Source organism: Billgrantia sp. NRB1 (assembly GCF_056921725.1).
The window spans coordinates 817136-832550 of record NZ_CM167783.1 but is presented as its reverse complement, the minus strand read 5'-3'; the positions used below and the strand labels follow the sequence as shown (position 1 = coordinate 832550).

Sequence of the window (15415 nt, the reverse complement as noted above, 5' to 3'; positions counted from 1 at the left end):
CACGGTCAGCGAAACAGCTCCAGGGCACGGGATTCCATTTCCTTGAGGTTATGGCGCAGCTCCTCTTCATCGTCGAGGAACATGGCATGAATGTAGAGCACCCGACGGTCGTCGGAGACGTCCAGGCTCAGGGTGCCCGGGGTCAGCGAGATCAGGTTGGCCACCATGGTGATCTCGAGCTCGGTGCGCGCCTCCAGGGGCATGGCGATCACCCCGGGCTTCATGTGCCAGGGCGGCGTGAGGATATCGAAACCGACACGCAGATTGGCCTGTACCAGCTCCCGAATGAAGAAGCCCAGAAAGCGCAGGATGCGCGGGATGCGCGCCGGATAGCCCTTGAGCGCCTCCACCTGGGGCTCGATCAGCACCAGGGTGACATAGCCGAAGACCAGCCCGACCACCAGGTTGAGGCCCGAGAAATCGCCGCTCAGGACGACCCAGGCGATGGCCAGCAGTAGATTCCAGATGGCACCGGTCATGGGGTCACCTCCTGCGCCTCGATCAGCGCGTCTTCGACGCCCACCTCGGCGCCCAGCACCGCCTCGATATATCCCTGGGGATGCATGAGCTGCTCCCCGGCCTGGTTCATGATACCCATCAGCGGCTCGGCGAAGAGGCCGATCAGCAGCGAAAACAGCGCCAGCACCGCCACCGGCAGGTACATCAGCCACAGGCTCGGCGGCACGATTCGGCTGTCGTCACCAACCACGGTCGCCTCGACCGGCACCCGGTTGTCCTCGGGCAGGGTCTTCCAGAACACCTCGTTCCAGATCTTGACCATGGAGTAGAGGGTCATCAGCCCCACCGCCAGGGCGATGCCCGTCACCACGTAAGCCTCGGCCTCGATGCCCGCCCTCACGATCACGAATTTGGCGAAGAAACCCGACAGCGGCGGAATCCCGGCCAGCGAGAAGGCCGAGAGGAAGAACGCCACTGCCAGCCAGGGCCGCTCACGATAGAGGCCGCCCATCTTCTTGAGCTCGTAGGTGCCCTGCAGCCGGCGGGTGATGCCGCTGATCAGAAACAGATTGGTCTTGACCACCATGTTGTGCACCACCGCGAAGATCCCCCCGGCGATGGCCAGCGGCGTGAACAGCGCCAGCCCCAGGATCATGTAGCCGATCTGGCTGACGATATGAAACGACAGGATACGCCGGAACTCGAACTGCGCCGCCGCCCCCAGCACCCCGGTGACCATGGTCAGCGCCGCCCCCCAGATCAACAGGTCCTGGGTGTAGCCCAGGGTCTGGTCGAACATCAGGGTGAACACCCGGAACAGCGAGTAGACCCCGACCTTGGTGAGCAGCCCGGCAAACAGCGCCGAGACCGCCACCGGCGGCGTGTGGTAGGAGGCCGGCAGCCAGAAGAACAGCGGGAAGGCCGCCGCCTTGATGCCGAAGGCCACCATGAACATCACCGCCAGCACCTCGACCATGCCCTGGTGCTCGGCCACTGCCAGGCGCTGGGCGATATCGGCCATGTTGAGGGTGCCGACCATGCCGTAGGTCAGGCCGATGGCGGTCAGGAAAATCACCGAGGCGAGCAGATTGAGGGTCACGTACTTGATGGCCCCCTCCATCTGCGCCTTCTCGCCGCCGAGGATCAGCAGTGCGAAGGAAGCCACCAGCATCACCTCGAACCAGACATAGAGGTTGAAGATGTCGCCGGTGAGGAAGGCGCCAGCCACCCCGGCCAGCAGCAGGTGCATCAACGGGTAGTAGCCGAATTTTTCATGCCCCGGCCCGGTGGCGGCCAGCGAATAGATCGCCAGGGCCAGCCCCAGGATGGCGGTCAGCACCACCATCACCGCGCTGAGCATATCGGCCACCAGGGAGATACCGAAGGGCGCCGGCCAGCCGCCCATCTGGATCACCACATAGCCTTCGCGGCTGACCGCAGCGATCAGCCAGAGCGCCACCCCCAGCAGGGCGGCATTGCCGGCCACCGCCACGAAGCGCTGCATGGGGCGCGAGCGCCAGAACAGCAGGGAAACGGCCCCCGACAGCAGCGGGAGGAGGACGGGAAGTGCAACTTCGGGCCTCACGTGTCGGTTTCCTTCATCTTGTCCAGATCATCGGCCTTGACGATTTCATAGGCCCGGCGAATCAGCACCACGGCGAACGCCAGCACGCCGAAGGCGATCACGATGGCGGTCAGCACCACCGCCTGGGGCAGGGGGTCGGCCACCTCGCCCAGCGGCGCCGCCATCCCCTCGGGGATCAGCGGCGGGGCCCCGCGGGTCATGCCCGCCGACGTGAAGATCAGCAGGTTGGCGGCATTCGAGAGCAGGATGAGGCCGATCACCAGCTTGACGATGGAGCGGCGCAGCATCATGAAGATCGCGGCGGCGTAGAGCGTGCCGATGGCCACGGCCATTATAGGTTCCATACGGGACCTCCCTGGCAGGTTGGCGTTGCGGCGAGGGCCAGCGGTTCAGGGTTCATCCTTGTCCACCTCCATCAGCGTCATGACCATGGCCAGCACCGAGCCGAGCACCGCCAGGTAGACGCCGATATCGAAGATCAGCGGCGTCGAGGCTTTGAAGTCGATGCCCGGAATCTCCCACCACTGGGCGGTAAGGAAGGGCTGGTCCATGAACCAGGCGGGAAACACCGAGATCATGCCGAGCAGCAGCCCCATCCCGACCAGGTCGCGGGGGTCGACCATGCGCAGCACGTCGCGGGTGGCACTGACGCCGAAGGCGAACAGATAGAGAGTGAAGGCACCTGCGGCCACCAGGCCGGCGATGAAGCCGCCGCCCGGCTCATCGTGGCCGCGCAGCAGCAGGAACACCGAGAACAGCAGCTGCAGCGGCATCAGGATACGCGCCGCCGTGTGCAGTATCAGGGTACCGGACTTAACCATCGTACCGCTCCTTCTCCGGGGTCGCTTTCTTGGCCGCCTTGTCGCCGGCGCGCAGCTTGAGCATGGCGATCACACCGATGGCCGCCAGGGCCAGCACGAAGATCTCGCCCAGGGTATCCAGCGCCCGGTAGTCCACCAGGATGACGTTGACGATATTGCGGCCGTGGGCCAGCGGCACGCTGTTGTCGATCATGTAGCCGGAGATCGGCACGAACTGGTCGATGCCCCAGGCGGTCAGCACCAGCAGGGTGATCAGCACCCCTACGCTCCCCGCCACGACGATATCCCGGACCCGCTCCACGGGTGTCGAGAGGCTGGCGAAGCGAGGCAGGCGGAACAGCACCAGCACCAGCAGGATCACAGTCAGCGTCTCTACCAGCAGCTGGGTGATGCCGAGGTCCGGCGCGCTGAACAGGATGAAGGTCAGGGCGATGGAGAAGCCCATGATACCCACCGACACCACGGCGCTGAGTCGCGAGCGGGTGATGGTGGCAAACAGTGCCCCCATCACCAGCATCCCCACCACCACGACCTCGTGGAAGCGAACGTCGACATGGAAGGCGATGGCCGGGGCATGGCGCAGCAGCAGCGAGTTGCCGACCAGGGCGATCAGGGTCAGCACCATCACCATGATGTAGTTGCGCATGTAGCCGTTCTGCAGGATTCGGGTCTGCCAGTCGGAGACCACCGTGACCCCGTGCATGAAGCCCTCGTAGCCCGCCTCCGGGCCCCGCGCCATCAGCGGGTCGAGGCGCGCGAGCCGCCCTCGCACCCGGTCCCAGCGGCGGAACAGCGCATAGCCGAGCCCCAGGCTGACCAGCGACATCAGCAGCGGCAGGTTGATGCCGTGCCACAGCGACAGCGACACCTCGATCGGCTCGCCGATCACCGCCGAGGCCGCCGCGGTGAGCAGGCCGGTGCCGGCCAGCATCGGGGTCAGCCCCAGCAGCAGTGACAGCACCGCCAGCACCGCCGGGCCGATCAGCATCGAGGCCGGCGCCTCGTGGGCGACCCGTGGCGTCTGACGGCGCTCGCCGAAGAAGGGCCGCAGGGCGACGATGGCCGCCACCGCGATGGTCAGGAAGGCCGCGGAGAAGGCCAGCAGCACGATCAGCGAGCGAAAGGCGCCCGCCTCGAGCACCGACTCGAACATCAGCTCCTTGGCGATAAAGCCGAACAGCGGCGGCACCCCGGCCAGCGACAGCGCGGCGATCAGCGCCACCACCGCGGTGACCGGCATCAACGGCCGCAGCCCCCCCATGGCCGTGACGTCCTTGGTGCCGGTCTCGTGGTCGAGAATCCCCGCCACCATGAACAGCGCCCCCTTGTAGAGGGAGTGAGCGAGCAGGAAGGTGACGAAGGCGATCAGCGCCCCGTCGGTGCCGATGCCCAGCAGCATAGTCAGGGTACCCAGCGCCATCACCGTGGAGTAGGCCAGCAGCTTCTTGATATTGGTGTGGCGAATGGCCAGGAAGGCACCGGTGAACATGGTCAGCGCCCCTACCACCGAGAGGATGCCGATCCACATCTCGGTACCGCCCAGGCCCGGCTGCAGGCGGGCCAGCAGGTAGATCCCCGCCTTGACCATGGTCGCGGAGTGCAAATAGGCCGACACCGGGGTGGGCGCCGCCATGGCGTTGGGCAGCCAGAAGTGGAAGGGGAACTGCGCCGACTTGGTAAAGGCCCCGAGCAGCAGGCAGATCAGCAGCGGCGTGTAGAGGTCGTGCTCGCGCAGCACATCGCCCATGGCGTTGAGCTCGGCCAGCGACCAACTGCCGCCGGCGATGCCCAGCATCACCAGCCCGGCCATCAGCGCCAGGCCGCCGGCGACGGTCACGAAGAGCCCCTGGCGGGCCGACTTGCGCGCCTCCAGGTCGGCGTGGTTGAAGCCGATCAGCAGGTAGGAGGTGATGCTGGTCAGCTCCCAGAACACGAACAGTGTCAGCAGGCCGTCGGCCAGCACCAGCCCCAGCATCGAGACCATGAAGGCCAAGATGACAATATGAAAACGCACCAGGTCGCGGTGCCCCTTGAGATAGCCGCCGGCATAGATCAGCACGAAGGTGCCGATCACCGTGATCAGCAGGGCAAACAGCAGCGACAGCCCGTCGACGACGAAGGTCAGGCTCATGCCCAGCGAGGGGACCCACTCCATTGCCAGGGTCAGCGTCTCCCCCTCCATCACCGTGGGCACCTGGCCCAGGAACCAGAGGGCCAGGGCGGCGGGAAAGGCCGCCAAAACGAAGCTAGTGCGCTCGCCGAACCAGCGATGCAGCAGCGGCGCGAAGGCGGCCAGCAAGAAACCCGATAGCACGGCTAGTTGCATCATGCAGCTCTCTTTTTGGTCAATCCTGTGTCAGGGACTGTCATGGCATGACGCCCGCCGTGCAGGCGCCCCACTCCCTAGGCAGCCGCCAACCCTACAACGGCTTTCCACGTCCGCTCAACGACAGCGAAGCAAGCTTTCCGGCCAGCGTCGCCGATCGCATTCAACGCTGATTCACGGCGCCTGGCCTACTCCCAATGGATGAGCCTGAGGGGCCCATGTCGCGCTGTTTATTGCAGCGCAAAAGCTTTAAACTTTCCGCCGCAGCTGGCAGCACCGGGCCCCGTTCGTCGATGAAACGGCCTGATAGTATAGCGATTTTCCGCCGTTTCTTCATATACCGCCCGCCTGACGCCAGCCGCGCGATCCGCCGATCGCCGCCAATCCCGATGAGCCTCTGTGTGGTATCCGGGTGCATCGCACGCCACGACACCATGACCCAAGCGTGGCGCAGACACCACCCTAGCCGCCGTCAGAATGGACGAGCCACCGATGTCATTGCTGTGGATTCCGCTTCTCACCATTGTCGGCACCCTGGTGCCGGTGATGACGTCTCGCCGTGGTCGCAAGGTCTGTGTCGCCACTACCCTGATCGCCCCGCTACTCGCGCTGCTGCTGGTGCTGTTTCACGCCCCGGCGGTGATCGGCGGTGAAGTGGTCAGCGTCCAGCTCAGCTGGATGCCGCTGCTCGGCCTCGACCTGGCACTACGCATCGACGGCCTAACCCTGCTGTTCGCGCTGCTGATCCTGGGCATCGGCAGCCTGATCCTGCTGTACGCCGGTTTCTACCTCAGCGCCGAGGAGGACGACGGCCGCTTCCTCTCCTACATGATGCTGTTCATGACCGCCATGCTCGGCATCGCCATGGCCGATAACCTGATTCTGCTATGGCTGTTCTGGGAGCTGACCAGCATCTCCTCGTTTCTGCTGATCGGCTTCTGGGGCCACCGCAGCGACGCCCGGCGCGGCGCGCGCATGGCGCTGACCGTGACCGGCGCCGGCGGCCTGGCGCTGCTCGCCGGCTTCCTGCTGATCGGCCAGGCCGCCGGCAGCTTCGCCCTCGGCGAGGTGCTGGCGGCCGGCGACACCATCCGCGCCTCGGCGCACTATCCGCTGATCCTGCTACTGGTGCTGTTCGGCGCCTTTACCAAGTCGGCGCAGTTCCCCTTCCACTTCTGGCTGCCCCATGCCATGGCCGCCCCGACGCCGGTCTCGGCCTTCCTGCATTCGGCCACCATGGTCAAGGCCGGGGTCTTCCTGATGGCACGCCTCAATCCCGCGCTGGGCGACAGCGCCCTGTGGGCCATCACGCTGTCGCTGGTGGGCCTGGCGACCCTGCTCTATGCGGCCTGGTTCGCCCTGCTCGAGCGCGACTTGAAGGGCATCCTGGCCTTCTCCACGGTCAGCCACCTGGGCCTGATCACCCTGCTGCTGGGGCTGGGCAGCCCGCTGGCCATCGTCGCCGCGGTGTTCCATATCCTCAACCACGCCACCTTCAAGGCGGCGCTCTTCATGAGCGTGGGGATCATCGACCACGAGACCGGCACCCGGGACATCGACCGCCTGGGCGCGCTGTGGTCGATGATGCCGCTGACCGGCACCATGACCCTGCTGGCCGGGGCCGCCATGGCCGGGTTCCCGCCGTTCAACGGCTTTCTCTCCAAGGAGATGCTCTTCGAGCAGAGCCTGGTCAATGACGTCCTGGGCGCCCTGAGCGGGCTGATCCCCCTGCTGGTGGTGATGGGGGCGGTGCTCTCGGTGGGCTACTCGCTGCGGCTGGTCTGGAGCCTGTTCTTCGCCGCCCCCAAGCTGACCCGCGAGCAGAAGGCCCAGCCGCCCATGCAGGTGCACGACCCGGCCCGCGGCATGCTGGCGCCGGGGCTGTTCCTCGCCGCCATGAGCCTGCTGGTGGGACTCTTCCCCATGACCCTGGCGGCCCCGCTGGTCAATGCCGCCAGTCTCGCGGTACAGGGCGACACTACCCCGCTGTTCACCCTGGCGCTGTGGCACGGCCTCAATCTGCCGCTGGTCATGAGCCTGGCGGCCGTGGCCGGCGGCGTGCTGGTACTTATCTATCACAAGCGCTTCGCCGGTATCGCCGCGCTCTTCCCGTCGCGCGATGCCAGCCTGATCTTCGAGGCGATCATGCTGCGCCTGATCAAGGCCACCCTGTGGCTGACCCTGCGCCTGGAGAACGGCTCGCTGCAGCGCTACCAGGCCCTGCTGATCCTCACCGCCCTGGTGATGACCGGCATCGGCCTGTCACAGCTCAACGCTCTGACCGGCGAGCGCGGCCTGCAGCCGCTGGATGGCATGCTGCTGCTGGGGGCGGGGCTGATGATCTTCGGCGCCATCGGCAGCGCCCTGAGCCACCGCTGGCGGCTGGTCTCGCTGCTGATGCTCTCGGTGGTGGGCCTGTCGGTGTCGCTCACCTTCGTGCGCTTCTCCGCCCCCGACCTGGCGCTGACCCAGCTGTCGGTGGAAGTGGCCTCGATGATCCTGATGATCCTGGCCCTGTTCTTCCTGCCCCAGCGCCCCCCGCTGATGGTGTCGGGACGCCGCATCGTGCGCGACCTGGTGCTGGCCGCCTCCCTGGGCCTGATCGTGGCCATGCTCAACTATGCCCTGCTGACCCGCGAGACGCTGACCATCGCCGACTATTTCCTGCGCGAGGCGGTGCCGGGCGGCGGCGGCACCAACGTGGTCAACGTCATCCTGGTGGACTTCCGCGGCTTCGACACCCTGGGCGAGATCACCGTGCTGACCCTGGCGGGACTGGCTACCTTCAAGCTGCTCAATCGCATGCGGCTGTTCATGCCCGCCGGCAACCTGGAGGGCATCCGCTGGTCGCGCCATCGCTATCCGCTGATCCTCTCGGTGGTGGCGCAGATCCTGCTGCCGCTGGCGCTGCTGGTCTCGGTCTATATCTTCCTGCGCGGTCACAATCAGCCCGGCGGCGGCTTCATCGCCGGCTTGATCACCTCGGTGGCGCTGATCCTGCAGTACATGGCCCGCGGCCACGACTGGACCCGTGAGCGCCTGCCGCTCTCCTACCCGGTGGTAGCCGTCACGGGCCTGGCCATCGCCACCGGCACGGGGCTCGCCAGCTGGCTGTTCGGCTATCCCTTCCTGACCTCGGCCTTCGATCACTTCCATATCCCGCTGATCGGCGAGATAGAGCTGGCCTCCGCCATGCTGTTCGACGTGGGGGTCTTCCTGGCCGTGGTCGGGGCGACTCTGATGATTCTGATCAACCTGGGTCGGATCACCACCATCCACCGCCCAAGCCTGGAGGAACGCTGATGGAAGCCCTGTTCTCGCTGGTGGTCGGCGTACTCACCGCCAGCGGCATTTACCTGCTGCTGCGCGGGCGCACCTTCCCCGTGATCGTAGGCCTGGCGATGCTGGGCTATGCGGTCAACCTCTTTCTGTTTTCCACCGGCGGCCTCAATACCCATGCCGCCGCGGTGATCGGCGAATCGCTCACTCCCACCGACCCGCTGCCCCAGGCGCTGGTGCTCACCGCCATCGTCATCGGCTTCGCCATGACCGCCTTCGTGGTGATCCTGGCGATCCGCGCGCGCAGCGAGCTGGGCTGCGATCATGTCGACGGCCAGCAGGGCGAAGAGGGGGATGCACGCTGATGCCTCAACACCTGATCGCCCTTCCCATTCTGCTGCCGCTGGTCGGCGCCCTGGGCCTGCTGCTGGCCGGCAAGGCCTCGGATGCCGCACACCGGCGCGTCAGCGTGGCGCTTACCGCTGCTCTGCTGGTGGTCAGCCTGCTGCTGCTGAAGCGGGCCGCCGGCGGTGAGCTCGCCTTCTATGCCCTGGGCAACTGGCAGGCGCCCTTTGGCATCGTGTTGATGCTCGACCGGCTCTCGGCGCTGATGCTGACCCTGACCGCGGCGCTGGCGCTGGGCTGCGTGCTGTTCGCCTGCGCCGGCGACGACGCCCGCGGCAGCAACTTCCACGGGCTCTTCCAGCTGCAGCTGGTAGGGCTCAACGGCGCCTTCTTGACCGGCGACCTGTTCAACCTCTTCGTCTTCTTCGAGATCCTGCTGCTGGCCTCCTATGCGCTGCTGATGCACGGCGGCGGAAAGGCGCGGGTCGCCGCCGGCCTGCACTACGTGATCCTCAACGTCGCCGGCTCGGCGCTCTTCATCATCGCGCTGGGCGTACTCTACGGCGCCACCGGTACCCTCAACATGGCCGACATGGCCCGGCGCATCGCGGTCATGTCCGGCGACGAGGCGGCTCTGGTCACCGCCGGCGCGCTGCTGCTGATCGTGGTGTTCAGCCTCAAGGCGGCGCTGCTGCCGCTCTACTTCTGGCTGCCGCGCACCTACGCCTCGGCACCGGCGCCGGTGGCGGCGCTGTTCGCCATCATGACCAAGGTGGGGCTCTACGCCATCCTGCGGGTGCACTCGCTGATCTTCGTCGACAGCCCGGCCGAGGCGGCCATTACCGCCTGGCTATGGTGGTCGGGCCTGGCCACCATCGTGCTGGCCGCCGTGGGGGTGCTCGCCGCCCGCGACCTGCGTCCGCTGATCGCCTACCTGGTGCTGGTCTCGGTGGGCACTCTGCTGGCAGGCACCGCCCTGGGGACCCCGGCGGCCACCACCGCGCTGCTCTACTACCTGCCCCATACCACCCTGATCTGTGGGGCGCTGTTCTTGATCGCCGAGCTGCTTGGCCAGCAGCGCGGCAAGGCCGGCACCCGCCTGGTACGCGCCCGCCGACTGCATCAGCGCTTCCTGCTTGGCGGGCTGTTCCTGATCGCCGCGGTGGGGGTAGCCGGGCTGCCCCCGCTGGCCGGCGCGCTGGGCAAGCTGCTGCTGATGCAGGCCACCGAGGGCAGCGCCCGGCTGTGGCTGTGGCCGCTGCTGCTGCTGGCCGGGCTCTGCGCGCTGATCGCCATGTCGCGGGCCGGCTCGGTGTTCTTCTGGGCCAGCTACAAGGGCGAAGTGGCCACCGGCAAGGTCAGTCGTGCCCAGCTTACCGGGGTGGTCTGGCTGCTGGCCAGCGCCCCCCTGCTGGTCGCCTTCGGAGGGCCGATCAGCGCCTACACCCAGGCCACCGCCCAGCAGCTCGCCAACCCGCAGCAGACGATCGTTGAACTGTTCGGCGAGCCACCCGCCGCGCACGCGGCCACCTTCCACGAGATCAACGGGGAGGCACCATGAGAGCCCTGGGACGCTATCTACCCACTCCCACCCTGTCGCTGGTGCTGCTGACGGTCTGGCTGCTGATGGTGCGCAGCCTCGCTCCGGGCCAGCTGCTGCTAGGGGCCTTTCTGGCGGTGGGGATTCCACTGCTCACCCAGCGTTTCTGGGAACCGCTGCCCCAGGTCAAGCACCCGGTCAAGCTGGCCTGGTTCGTGCTGGTGGTGCTGTTCGACATCGTCAAGGCCAACGTGCAGGTCAGCTTGATGATTCTGCTGCCCAAGCGCGAGCCGCATCCCGGCTTCATCGAGTATCCGCTGCAGGTCAAGGACCGGTTGGCGATCACCCTGCTGGCCAACACCATCACCATGACGCCGGGCACGGTCTCCACCAATATCCGCCTGGACGGCTCCTCGCTGCTGATCCACGCCCTGGACATGAGCGACGAGCAGGCGCTGATTCGCGAGATCCACGAACGCTATGAGCGGCCGCTCAAGGAGATCTTCGAATGCTAGACACCGCGCTGATGATCAGCCTGACGCTGATCGTGCTGGCCATGTCGATGAACATCTACCGGCTCGCCATCGGCCCTGACATTCCCGACCGGCTGCTGGCCCTGGACACCCTCTACGTCAATACCATCGCCCTGATCGTGATGCTGGGGCTGTGGCTGAACACCAAGACCTACTTCGAGGCGGCCATCCTGATCGCCATGCTGGGCTTCGTCAGCACCATGGCCATCTGCCGCTACCTGCTGCGCGGCGATATCATCGAGTAAGGGGGGACGCCATGACGTTCTATGTCATTGTCGAGGGCATCATCGCCTTCCTGCTGGTCGCCGGTGGCGTCTTCGCCTTCACCGGCTCGCTGGGCATGCTGCAGTTCAAGGACTTCTTCATGCGCCTGCACGGCCCCACCAAGGGCACCACTCTGGGCATTGGCTGCATCCTGATCGCCTCGATGCTCTACTTCTCGGTCACCCAGCGGGAGCTGCACATTCAGGAACTGCTGATCACCCTGTTCCTGTTTATCACCGCTCCGGTGACCGGCCACATGCTGGCCAAGACCGGCCTGCACATGCACCTGCGCTTCATTACCGGCACTCGCGGGTCGGTGCCCGAGTTCCGCGACGAGGACGTCGGCCAGAGCCGGGTGGCGCGTCCGGCCCGCGCCAAGCATCCCTGGAAGTACCGCAAGGCCAAGCGCTCGCGGCTGCGCCGCTAAGCAGAAGCCCCAGAACGCGAAAGGCTGCCATCCAGGCAGCCTTTCGCGTGATAAGGAGCGGTCGGCCAGGCGGTCAGCACCACCCCGAGAGCTCGCGACGAATGACCGTCAGCAGCGCCTCGATGTGATCCTCGCGGTCGTTGAGACAGGGGATATAGGTGAAGGTCTCGCCCCCCGCCTCGATGAAGCTGTCGCGAATTTCCTCTTCGATCTCCTCGAGGGTCTCCACGCAGTCGGCGGAGAAGGCCGGCGACACCACCGCGATATGCTTCTTGCCCTGGCGGGCCAGCTCGGCCACATGATCCACCGTTTGGGGCCCCACCCACTCCTCGGGGCCGAACTGGGACTGGAAGGCAGTCTGAATGGTGTCGCCCTCCCAGCCCAGCGCCTCGCGCAGCAGCCGCGTGGTTTTCTGGCACTGACAGTGGTACGGGTCGCCTTCCAGCAGATAGCGCTTGGGCACCCCGTGATAGGAGGCCACCAGTACCTCGGGACGCGAGGCGGCCGCCTGGTAGGCCTCGCGCACCGAGTTGGCCAGGGCCTCGATATAGCGTGGCTCGTCAAAGTAGGCCGGCACGGTGCGCAGGGCGGGCTGCCACTTGAGTTTCATCAGGGTGCGGAAGGCCTGATCGTTGGCGGTGGCGGTGGTCGGCGACGCGTACTGGGGGTAGAGCGGGAAGAACAGGATCTTCTCGCAGCCCTGCGCCTGCATGCGCCTGAGCACGCTATCGGTGGAGGGGTTGCCGTAGCGCATGCAGAAGTCCACCACCACCTGCTCGCCAAACTGCTCATGTAGGCCCTCGGCGATCTTACGGGTCTGGTCACGGGTAATGGTGAGCAGCGGACTCTCGTCTTTCTCAGTGTTCCAGATACCGCGATAGGCGGCGCCGGAGCTGAACGGACGCTTAGTGAGGATGATCAGCTGTAGCAGCGGCTGCCACTTCCAGCGCGCATAGTCGACCACCCGCTGGTCGGAGAGGAACTCGTTGAGGTAGCGACGCATGGACCAGTAGTCGGTGGCATCCGGCGTGCCCAGGTTCGCCAGCACCACCCCGACCCTGGCCCGGGGAATGGGAGGATGGTCCGCCGGAGCATGCTGAAGGCGTCCGCTGCCGGGGCTGTCCAGGTCGGGCTGATTGTCCGAGTTCGCTGGGGTCATGCGTGAGGTTCCTCCGGGTCGATGGTGTGCAGTGGGGACAGTCTATCAGGAGTGTCGCTTGGGAGTCGGATAAAGTTGTACCATAAGGGATAATTGTACAGTCTGAGAACAAGCCATGTCCTACCCCCTGATTCTGGTGCTCGGCGACCAGCTCAGCCTCGACCTGGCCAGCCTGCATCACCGCTCGGACAGTGCCGTGGTGGCGCTCTGCGAGGTGGCCGGCGAGGGGCGCTACGTCCCCCACCATCCCCAGAAAATTGCCATGATGCTGTCGGCCATGCGTCACTTTGCCGCATCGCTGCGTGAGCGCGGCTGGCGGGTGCATTACAGCGCCCTGGAGAATCCGGACAACACCCAGGATCTCATCGCCGAAGCGGAGCGGCTTGCCAGCCTCTACGGCTGTGACGAAATCATCGCGGTTCGCCCCGGCGAGTGGCGGCTATGGCAGGCCATGCGCGAGCGTGCTGCAGCTCCCCTGCCCTGGCGGCTACTCGAGGACGACCGTTTCTATACCACGCCGAGCGACTTCGCTGACTGGGCCCATGGCCGACGCGCCCTGCGCATGGAGTACTTCTACCGAGAGCAGCGCCGCCGTACTGGGCTGCTGATGGAGGACGAGGCGCCCGCCGGCGGCAAATGGAACTTCGATGAGGCCAACCGCCAGCCACTGTCGGCATCGGCGCCGCTCCCCGAGCCCCCGCACCATGGCCGGGATGCCACGACGGAGGCGGTACTGACCCTGGTGGCGGAGCACTTCGGTGACCATTTCGGCGAGCTGAAGGCCTTCAACTGGCCGGTGACACGGCGCCAGGCACTGGTCGACCTGCGCCACTTCCTCGCCCATGCCCTGCCCGAGTTCGGGCGCTACCAGGACGCCATCCGTGACGACGCGCCGTTCCTGTTCCACTCGCGGCTCTCGGCGGCGCTCAACCTGGGGCTGCTCTCGCCCCGGGAGGTATGCGAGGCGGCCGAACGGGCCTACTACGCGGGTAGCGCCCCGCTCAACTCGGTGGAGGGGTTCATTCGTCAAATACTGGGCTGGCGGGAGTTCGTGCGTGGGATCTACTGGACCCGCATGCCCGACTACAAGCGGGAGAACCGGCTGGGCGTGGAGGGTAGCCTGCCGGCCTGCTACTGGAACGGCGAGACCGACCTGCGCTGCCTCAGGCGCGCCATCGAGATGACCCGCGACAACGCCTACGCTCACCATATCCAGCGGCTGATGGTCACCGGCAACTTCGCCCTGCTCTGCGACGTGGCCCCCGAGGCGCTGTGCGACTGGTACCTGGCCGTCTATGTCGACGCCTGCGAGTGGGTGGAGCTGCCCAATACCCTGGGGATGGTGCTTCATGCCGATGGCGGCCTAATGGGTTCAAAGCCCTACTGCGCCTCTGGCAAGTATATCCATCGCATGTCCGACCACTGTCGACACTGCCGCTACGATCCAAAGAAGCTGACCGGCGAGGACGCCTGCCCGTTGAACAGCCTCTACTGGGGCTTCCTGGAGCGTCACTCCGAGACCCTCGCCGCCAACCCGCGCATGAAGCTGATCTACGGATCGCTCGCGCGCATGGGCGAGGCGAAGCGCGCCGCTCTTCGCCAGCAGGCCGACGCCTTCCTGGCCAAGCTGCCTCGCGCCGCGGCCTGGGACGAGGCGGGCGAGGCGCAGCGCACCCACCACCTGGCCGGCTACCGGGAGGAGCGCCCATGAGCCGCCGCGAGTCACTGGCCGCCAGGCCCCCCGTCACCCTCTATCACGATGGCCGCTGCCCGCTGTGCCAAAAGGAAGTGCAGTGGCTGAGCCACCACCCTCGAGGCAACCGGATACGGCTGGTGGATATTCAGGCGCCGGGCTTCGATCCGCAGGCCCTGGGCATACGTTTCGAGGCGATGATGGGAAAACTGCACCTGCGCGATGTCGAGGGGCGCTGGTTCATCGGCATGGACGCCAGCCGGGCCCTCTACGCCGTGCTCGGCTATCGCCGCCTGGTCTGGCTGAGCTGCCTGCCGGGGGTGGCCACCGTGATGGATGCAGGGTATCGCGGGTTTGCCCGCCGCCGGGTGCGCCTGGGGCGCTGGCTGGAGGGGCGGCGGCGGAAGCGGTAGGGAAAGGCGCTGCCTGGATGGCGAGGATTCGTCCGAAAAGCCGGCGAGCTAGGAGCCTGTCGGGTTTGACCGATCGTCGCGAGGAACACGGATTTCGAGACAAGTTTATCGATCTGATGAGGCGAATAGCGCGCTATTTAACGAATCAGATCGAATGAAATTGGCCGAAAGCCCGGGTTTCGCAGCAGATCAGCGTTAAGTCCGACAGGCTCCTAGAAGACCAGCGGCATGCGCGAAGTGAGCGGATCCTGGTAGTGGGCCTCGCGGCCGATCACCTCGTCCTGGGGAACGTGCTGGACCAGGTAGGCACGGTGGATCCCGGCCCGCTTGAGCTCCAGGTAGACATCCTCCAGCGAGCGGAACACCGTGGGCTTGCCTCGCCGACTCAGCATGTGGCGGGCACCTTCCACGTCTTCCAGCTCCACTTGATAGCAACGGCTGCCGCTATGGGTGATGACGCGAATCTCGAAATTGTCGTGGCGCGCCACGAAGGCCTTGAGGTCGTCGAATTCCATGTTTACCTCCATGTGGTCGACAGTCTGGCGGTTAGCAGCAAATACAAAAGTGGGCA

General features: G+C 66.1%; 16 protein-coding genes. 9 read left to right on the top strand and 7 right to left on the bottom strand.

Translation table 11 applies throughout. The annotated features are described in order from the left end of the window. Nucleotides 1-5: 5 nt before the first annotated feature. Genes ACZIYR_RS03825 through ACZIYR_RS03805 form a run of 5 tightly spaced genes read right to left on the bottom strand, consistent with a single transcriptional unit; the run spans nucleotide 6 to nucleotide 5191 of the window. Nucleotides 6-479, bottom strand: a complete 474-nt coding sequence (locus tag ACZIYR_RS03825) for a Na+/H+ antiporter subunit E (protein WP_483528247.1) — start codon at nucleotides 477-479, stop codon at nucleotides 6-8. Then, nucleotides 476-2044 (bottom strand): Na+/H+ antiporter subunit D, encoded by a 1569-nt coding sequence (locus tag ACZIYR_RS03820; protein WP_483528246.1) that lies wholly within the window; start codon nucleotides 2042-2044, stop codon nucleotides 476-478. Before ACZIYR_RS03820 ends, ACZIYR_RS03825 begins: the two co-directional genes overlap by 4 nt. After that, the gene (locus ACZIYR_RS03815; RefSeq protein ID WP_473032465.1) at nucleotides 2041-2388 is read right to left on the bottom strand and encodes a Na+/H+ antiporter subunit C; all 348 of its coding nucleotides are present in this window, start codon (nucleotides 2386-2388) and stop codon (nucleotides 2041-2043) included. Before ACZIYR_RS03815 ends, ACZIYR_RS03820 begins: the two co-directional genes overlap by 4 nt. 45 nt (nucleotides 2389-2433) lie before the next feature. After that, the gene (locus tag ACZIYR_RS03810; protein ID WP_483528245.1) at nucleotides 2434-2865 is read right to left on the bottom strand and encodes a Na+/H+ antiporter subunit B; all 432 of its coding nucleotides are present in this window, start codon (nucleotides 2863-2865) and stop codon (nucleotides 2434-2436) included. Then, entirely contained in the window at nucleotides 2858-5191 is a 2334-nt protein-coding gene (locus ACZIYR_RS03805; protein ID WP_473034981.1) for a putative monovalent cation/H+ antiporter subunit A, read from the bottom strand. Before ACZIYR_RS03805 ends, ACZIYR_RS03810 begins: the two co-directional genes overlap by 8 nt. Nucleotides 5192-5238: 47 nt before the next feature. Here ACZIYR_RS03805 and ACZIYR_RS03800 point away from each other — a divergent pair, with 47 nt between their 5' ends. The 7 genes from ACZIYR_RS03800 to ACZIYR_RS03770 all read left to right on the top strand — a co-directional run bounded on the left by ACZIYR_RS03800 (nucleotide 5239) and on the right by ACZIYR_RS03770 (nucleotide 11579). Beyond that, nucleotides 5239-5364 (top strand): hypothetical protein, encoded by a 126-nt coding sequence (locus ACZIYR_RS03800; RefSeq protein WP_483528244.1) that lies wholly within the window; start codon nucleotides 5239-5241, stop codon nucleotides 5362-5364. 319 nt (nucleotides 5365-5683) lie between these two features. After that, entirely contained in the window at nucleotides 5684-8494 is a 2811-nt protein-coding gene (locus tag ACZIYR_RS03795) for a monovalent cation/H+ antiporter subunit A (RefSeq protein ID WP_483528243.1), read from the top strand. After that, the gene (locus tag ACZIYR_RS03790) at nucleotides 8494-8835 is read left to right on the top strand and encodes a Na+/H+ antiporter subunit C (RefSeq protein ID WP_473032463.1); all 342 of its coding nucleotides are present in this window, start codon (nucleotides 8494-8496) and stop codon (nucleotides 8833-8835) included. Before ACZIYR_RS03795 ends, ACZIYR_RS03790 begins: the two co-directional genes overlap by 1 nt. Next, on the top strand, nucleotides 8835-10376 hold the full coding sequence (locus ACZIYR_RS03785; protein ID WP_483528242.1) for a monovalent cation/H+ antiporter subunit D: 1542 nt from the start codon (nucleotides 8835-8837) through the stop codon (nucleotides 10374-10376). Before ACZIYR_RS03790 ends, ACZIYR_RS03785 begins: the two co-directional genes overlap by 1 nt. Then, the gene (locus ACZIYR_RS03780; RefSeq protein ID WP_483528241.1) at nucleotides 10373-10870 is read left to right on the top strand and encodes a Na+/H+ antiporter subunit E; all 498 of its coding nucleotides are present in this window, start codon (nucleotides 10373-10375) and stop codon (nucleotides 10868-10870) included. The genes ACZIYR_RS03785 and ACZIYR_RS03780 overlap by 4 nt, the downstream gene beginning before the upstream one ends. After that, complete coding sequence (locus tag ACZIYR_RS03775) at nucleotides 10864-11133, top strand: K+/H+ antiporter subunit F (RefSeq protein WP_473032460.1); 270 nt, start codon at nucleotides 10864-10866, stop codon at nucleotides 11131-11133. The genes ACZIYR_RS03780 and ACZIYR_RS03775 overlap by 7 nt, the downstream gene beginning before the upstream one ends. Before the next feature lie 11 nt (nucleotides 11134-11144). Beyond that, entirely contained in the window at nucleotides 11145-11579 is a 435-nt protein-coding gene (locus ACZIYR_RS03770; RefSeq protein WP_473032459.1) for a Na+/H+ antiporter subunit G, read from the top strand. Between the two features lie 73 nt (nucleotides 11580-11652). Here the strand turns inward: ACZIYR_RS03770 and hemH are convergent, their stop codons facing one another. Continuing rightward, nucleotides 11653-12738, bottom strand: coding sequence for a ferrochelatase (hemH, locus tag ACZIYR_RS03765; protein ID WP_483528240.1), 1086 nt, complete (start codon nucleotides 12736-12738; stop codon nucleotides 11653-11655). Nucleotides 12739-12853: 115 nt separating this feature from the next. Between hemH and ACZIYR_RS03760 the strand changes: the two genes are divergently transcribed. Continuing rightward, nucleotides 12854-14449 (top strand): cryptochrome/photolyase family protein, encoded by a 1596-nt coding sequence (locus ACZIYR_RS03760; RefSeq protein WP_483528239.1) that lies wholly within the window; start codon nucleotides 12854-12856, stop codon nucleotides 14447-14449. After that, on the top strand, nucleotides 14446-14844 hold the full coding sequence (locus ACZIYR_RS03755; protein ID WP_483528238.1) for a thiol-disulfide oxidoreductase DCC family protein: 399 nt from the start codon (nucleotides 14446-14448) through the stop codon (nucleotides 14842-14844). The genes ACZIYR_RS03760 and ACZIYR_RS03755 overlap by 4 nt, the downstream gene beginning before the upstream one ends. A 212-nt stretch (nucleotides 14845-15056) precedes the next feature. Here ACZIYR_RS03755 and ACZIYR_RS03750 read toward each other — a convergent pair whose 3' ends face one another. Next, nucleotides 15057-15359: a DUF6482 family protein gene (locus tag ACZIYR_RS03750; RefSeq protein ID WP_473032456.1), complete on the bottom strand. Its 303-nt coding sequence runs from the start codon at nucleotides 15357-15359 to the stop codon at nucleotides 15057-15059. Between the last annotated feature and the right edge of the window lie 56 nt (nucleotides 15360-15415).

What these genes read in the sequence shown, in the direction of transcription:
- ACZIYR_RS03760 (WP_483528239.1), top strand. Translation starts at nt 12,854, where the DNA reads ATGTCCTACCCCCTGATTCTGGTGCTCGGCGACCAGCTCAGCCTCGAC.
- ACZIYR_RS03790 (WP_473032463.1), top strand. Translation starts at nt 8,494, where the DNA reads ATGGAAGCCCTGTTCTCGCTGGTGGTCGGCGTACTCACCGCCAGCGGC.
- ACZIYR_RS03770 (WP_473032459.1), top strand. Translation starts at nt 11,145, where the DNA reads ATGACGTTCTATGTCATTGTCGAGGGCATCATCGCCTTCCTGCTGGTC.
- ACZIYR_RS03780 (WP_483528241.1), top strand. Translation starts at nt 10,373, where the DNA reads ATGAGAGCCCTGGGACGCTATCTACCCACTCCCACCCTGTCGCTGGTG.
- ACZIYR_RS03810 (WP_483528245.1), bottom strand. Translation starts at nt 2,865, where the DNA reads ATGGTTAAGTCCGGTACCCTGATACTGCACACGGCGGCGCGTATCCTG.
- ACZIYR_RS03825 (WP_483528247.1), bottom strand. Translation starts at nt 479, where the DNA reads ATGACCGGTGCCATCTGGAATCTACTGCTGGCCATCGCCTGGGTCGTC.
- hemH (WP_483528240.1), bottom strand. Translation starts at nt 12,738, where the DNA reads ATGACCCCAGCGAACTCGGACAATCAGCCCGACCTGGACAGCCCCGGC.
- ACZIYR_RS03785 (WP_483528242.1), top strand. Translation starts at nt 8,835, where the DNA reads ATGCCTCAACACCTGATCGCCCTTCCCATTCTGCTGCCGCTGGTCGGC.
- ACZIYR_RS03795 (WP_483528243.1), top strand. Translation starts at nt 5,684, where the DNA reads ATGTCATTGCTGTGGATTCCGCTTCTCACCATTGTCGGCACCCTGGTG.
- ACZIYR_RS03750 (WP_473032456.1), bottom strand. Translation starts at nt 15,359, where the DNA reads ATGGAATTCGACGACCTCAAGGCCTTCGTGGCGCGCCACGACAATTTC.
- ACZIYR_RS03800 (WP_483528244.1), top strand. Translation starts at nt 5,239, where the DNA reads ATGACGCCCGCCGTGCAGGCGCCCCACTCCCTAGGCAGCCGCCAACCC.
- ACZIYR_RS03805 (WP_473034981.1), bottom strand. Translation starts at nt 5,191, where the DNA reads ATGCAACTAGCCGTGCTATCGGGTTTCTTGCTGGCCGCCTTCGCGCCG.
- ACZIYR_RS03755 (WP_483528238.1), top strand. Translation starts at nt 14,446, where the DNA reads ATGAGCCGCCGCGAGTCACTGGCCGCCAGGCCCCCCGTCACCCTCTAT.
- ACZIYR_RS03815 (WP_473032465.1), bottom strand. Translation starts at nt 2,388, where the DNA reads ATGGAACCTATAATGGCCGTGGCCATCGGCACGCTCTACGCCGCCGCG.
- ACZIYR_RS03775 (WP_473032460.1), top strand. Translation starts at nt 10,864, where the DNA reads ATGCTAGACACCGCGCTGATGATCAGCCTGACGCTGATCGTGCTGGCC.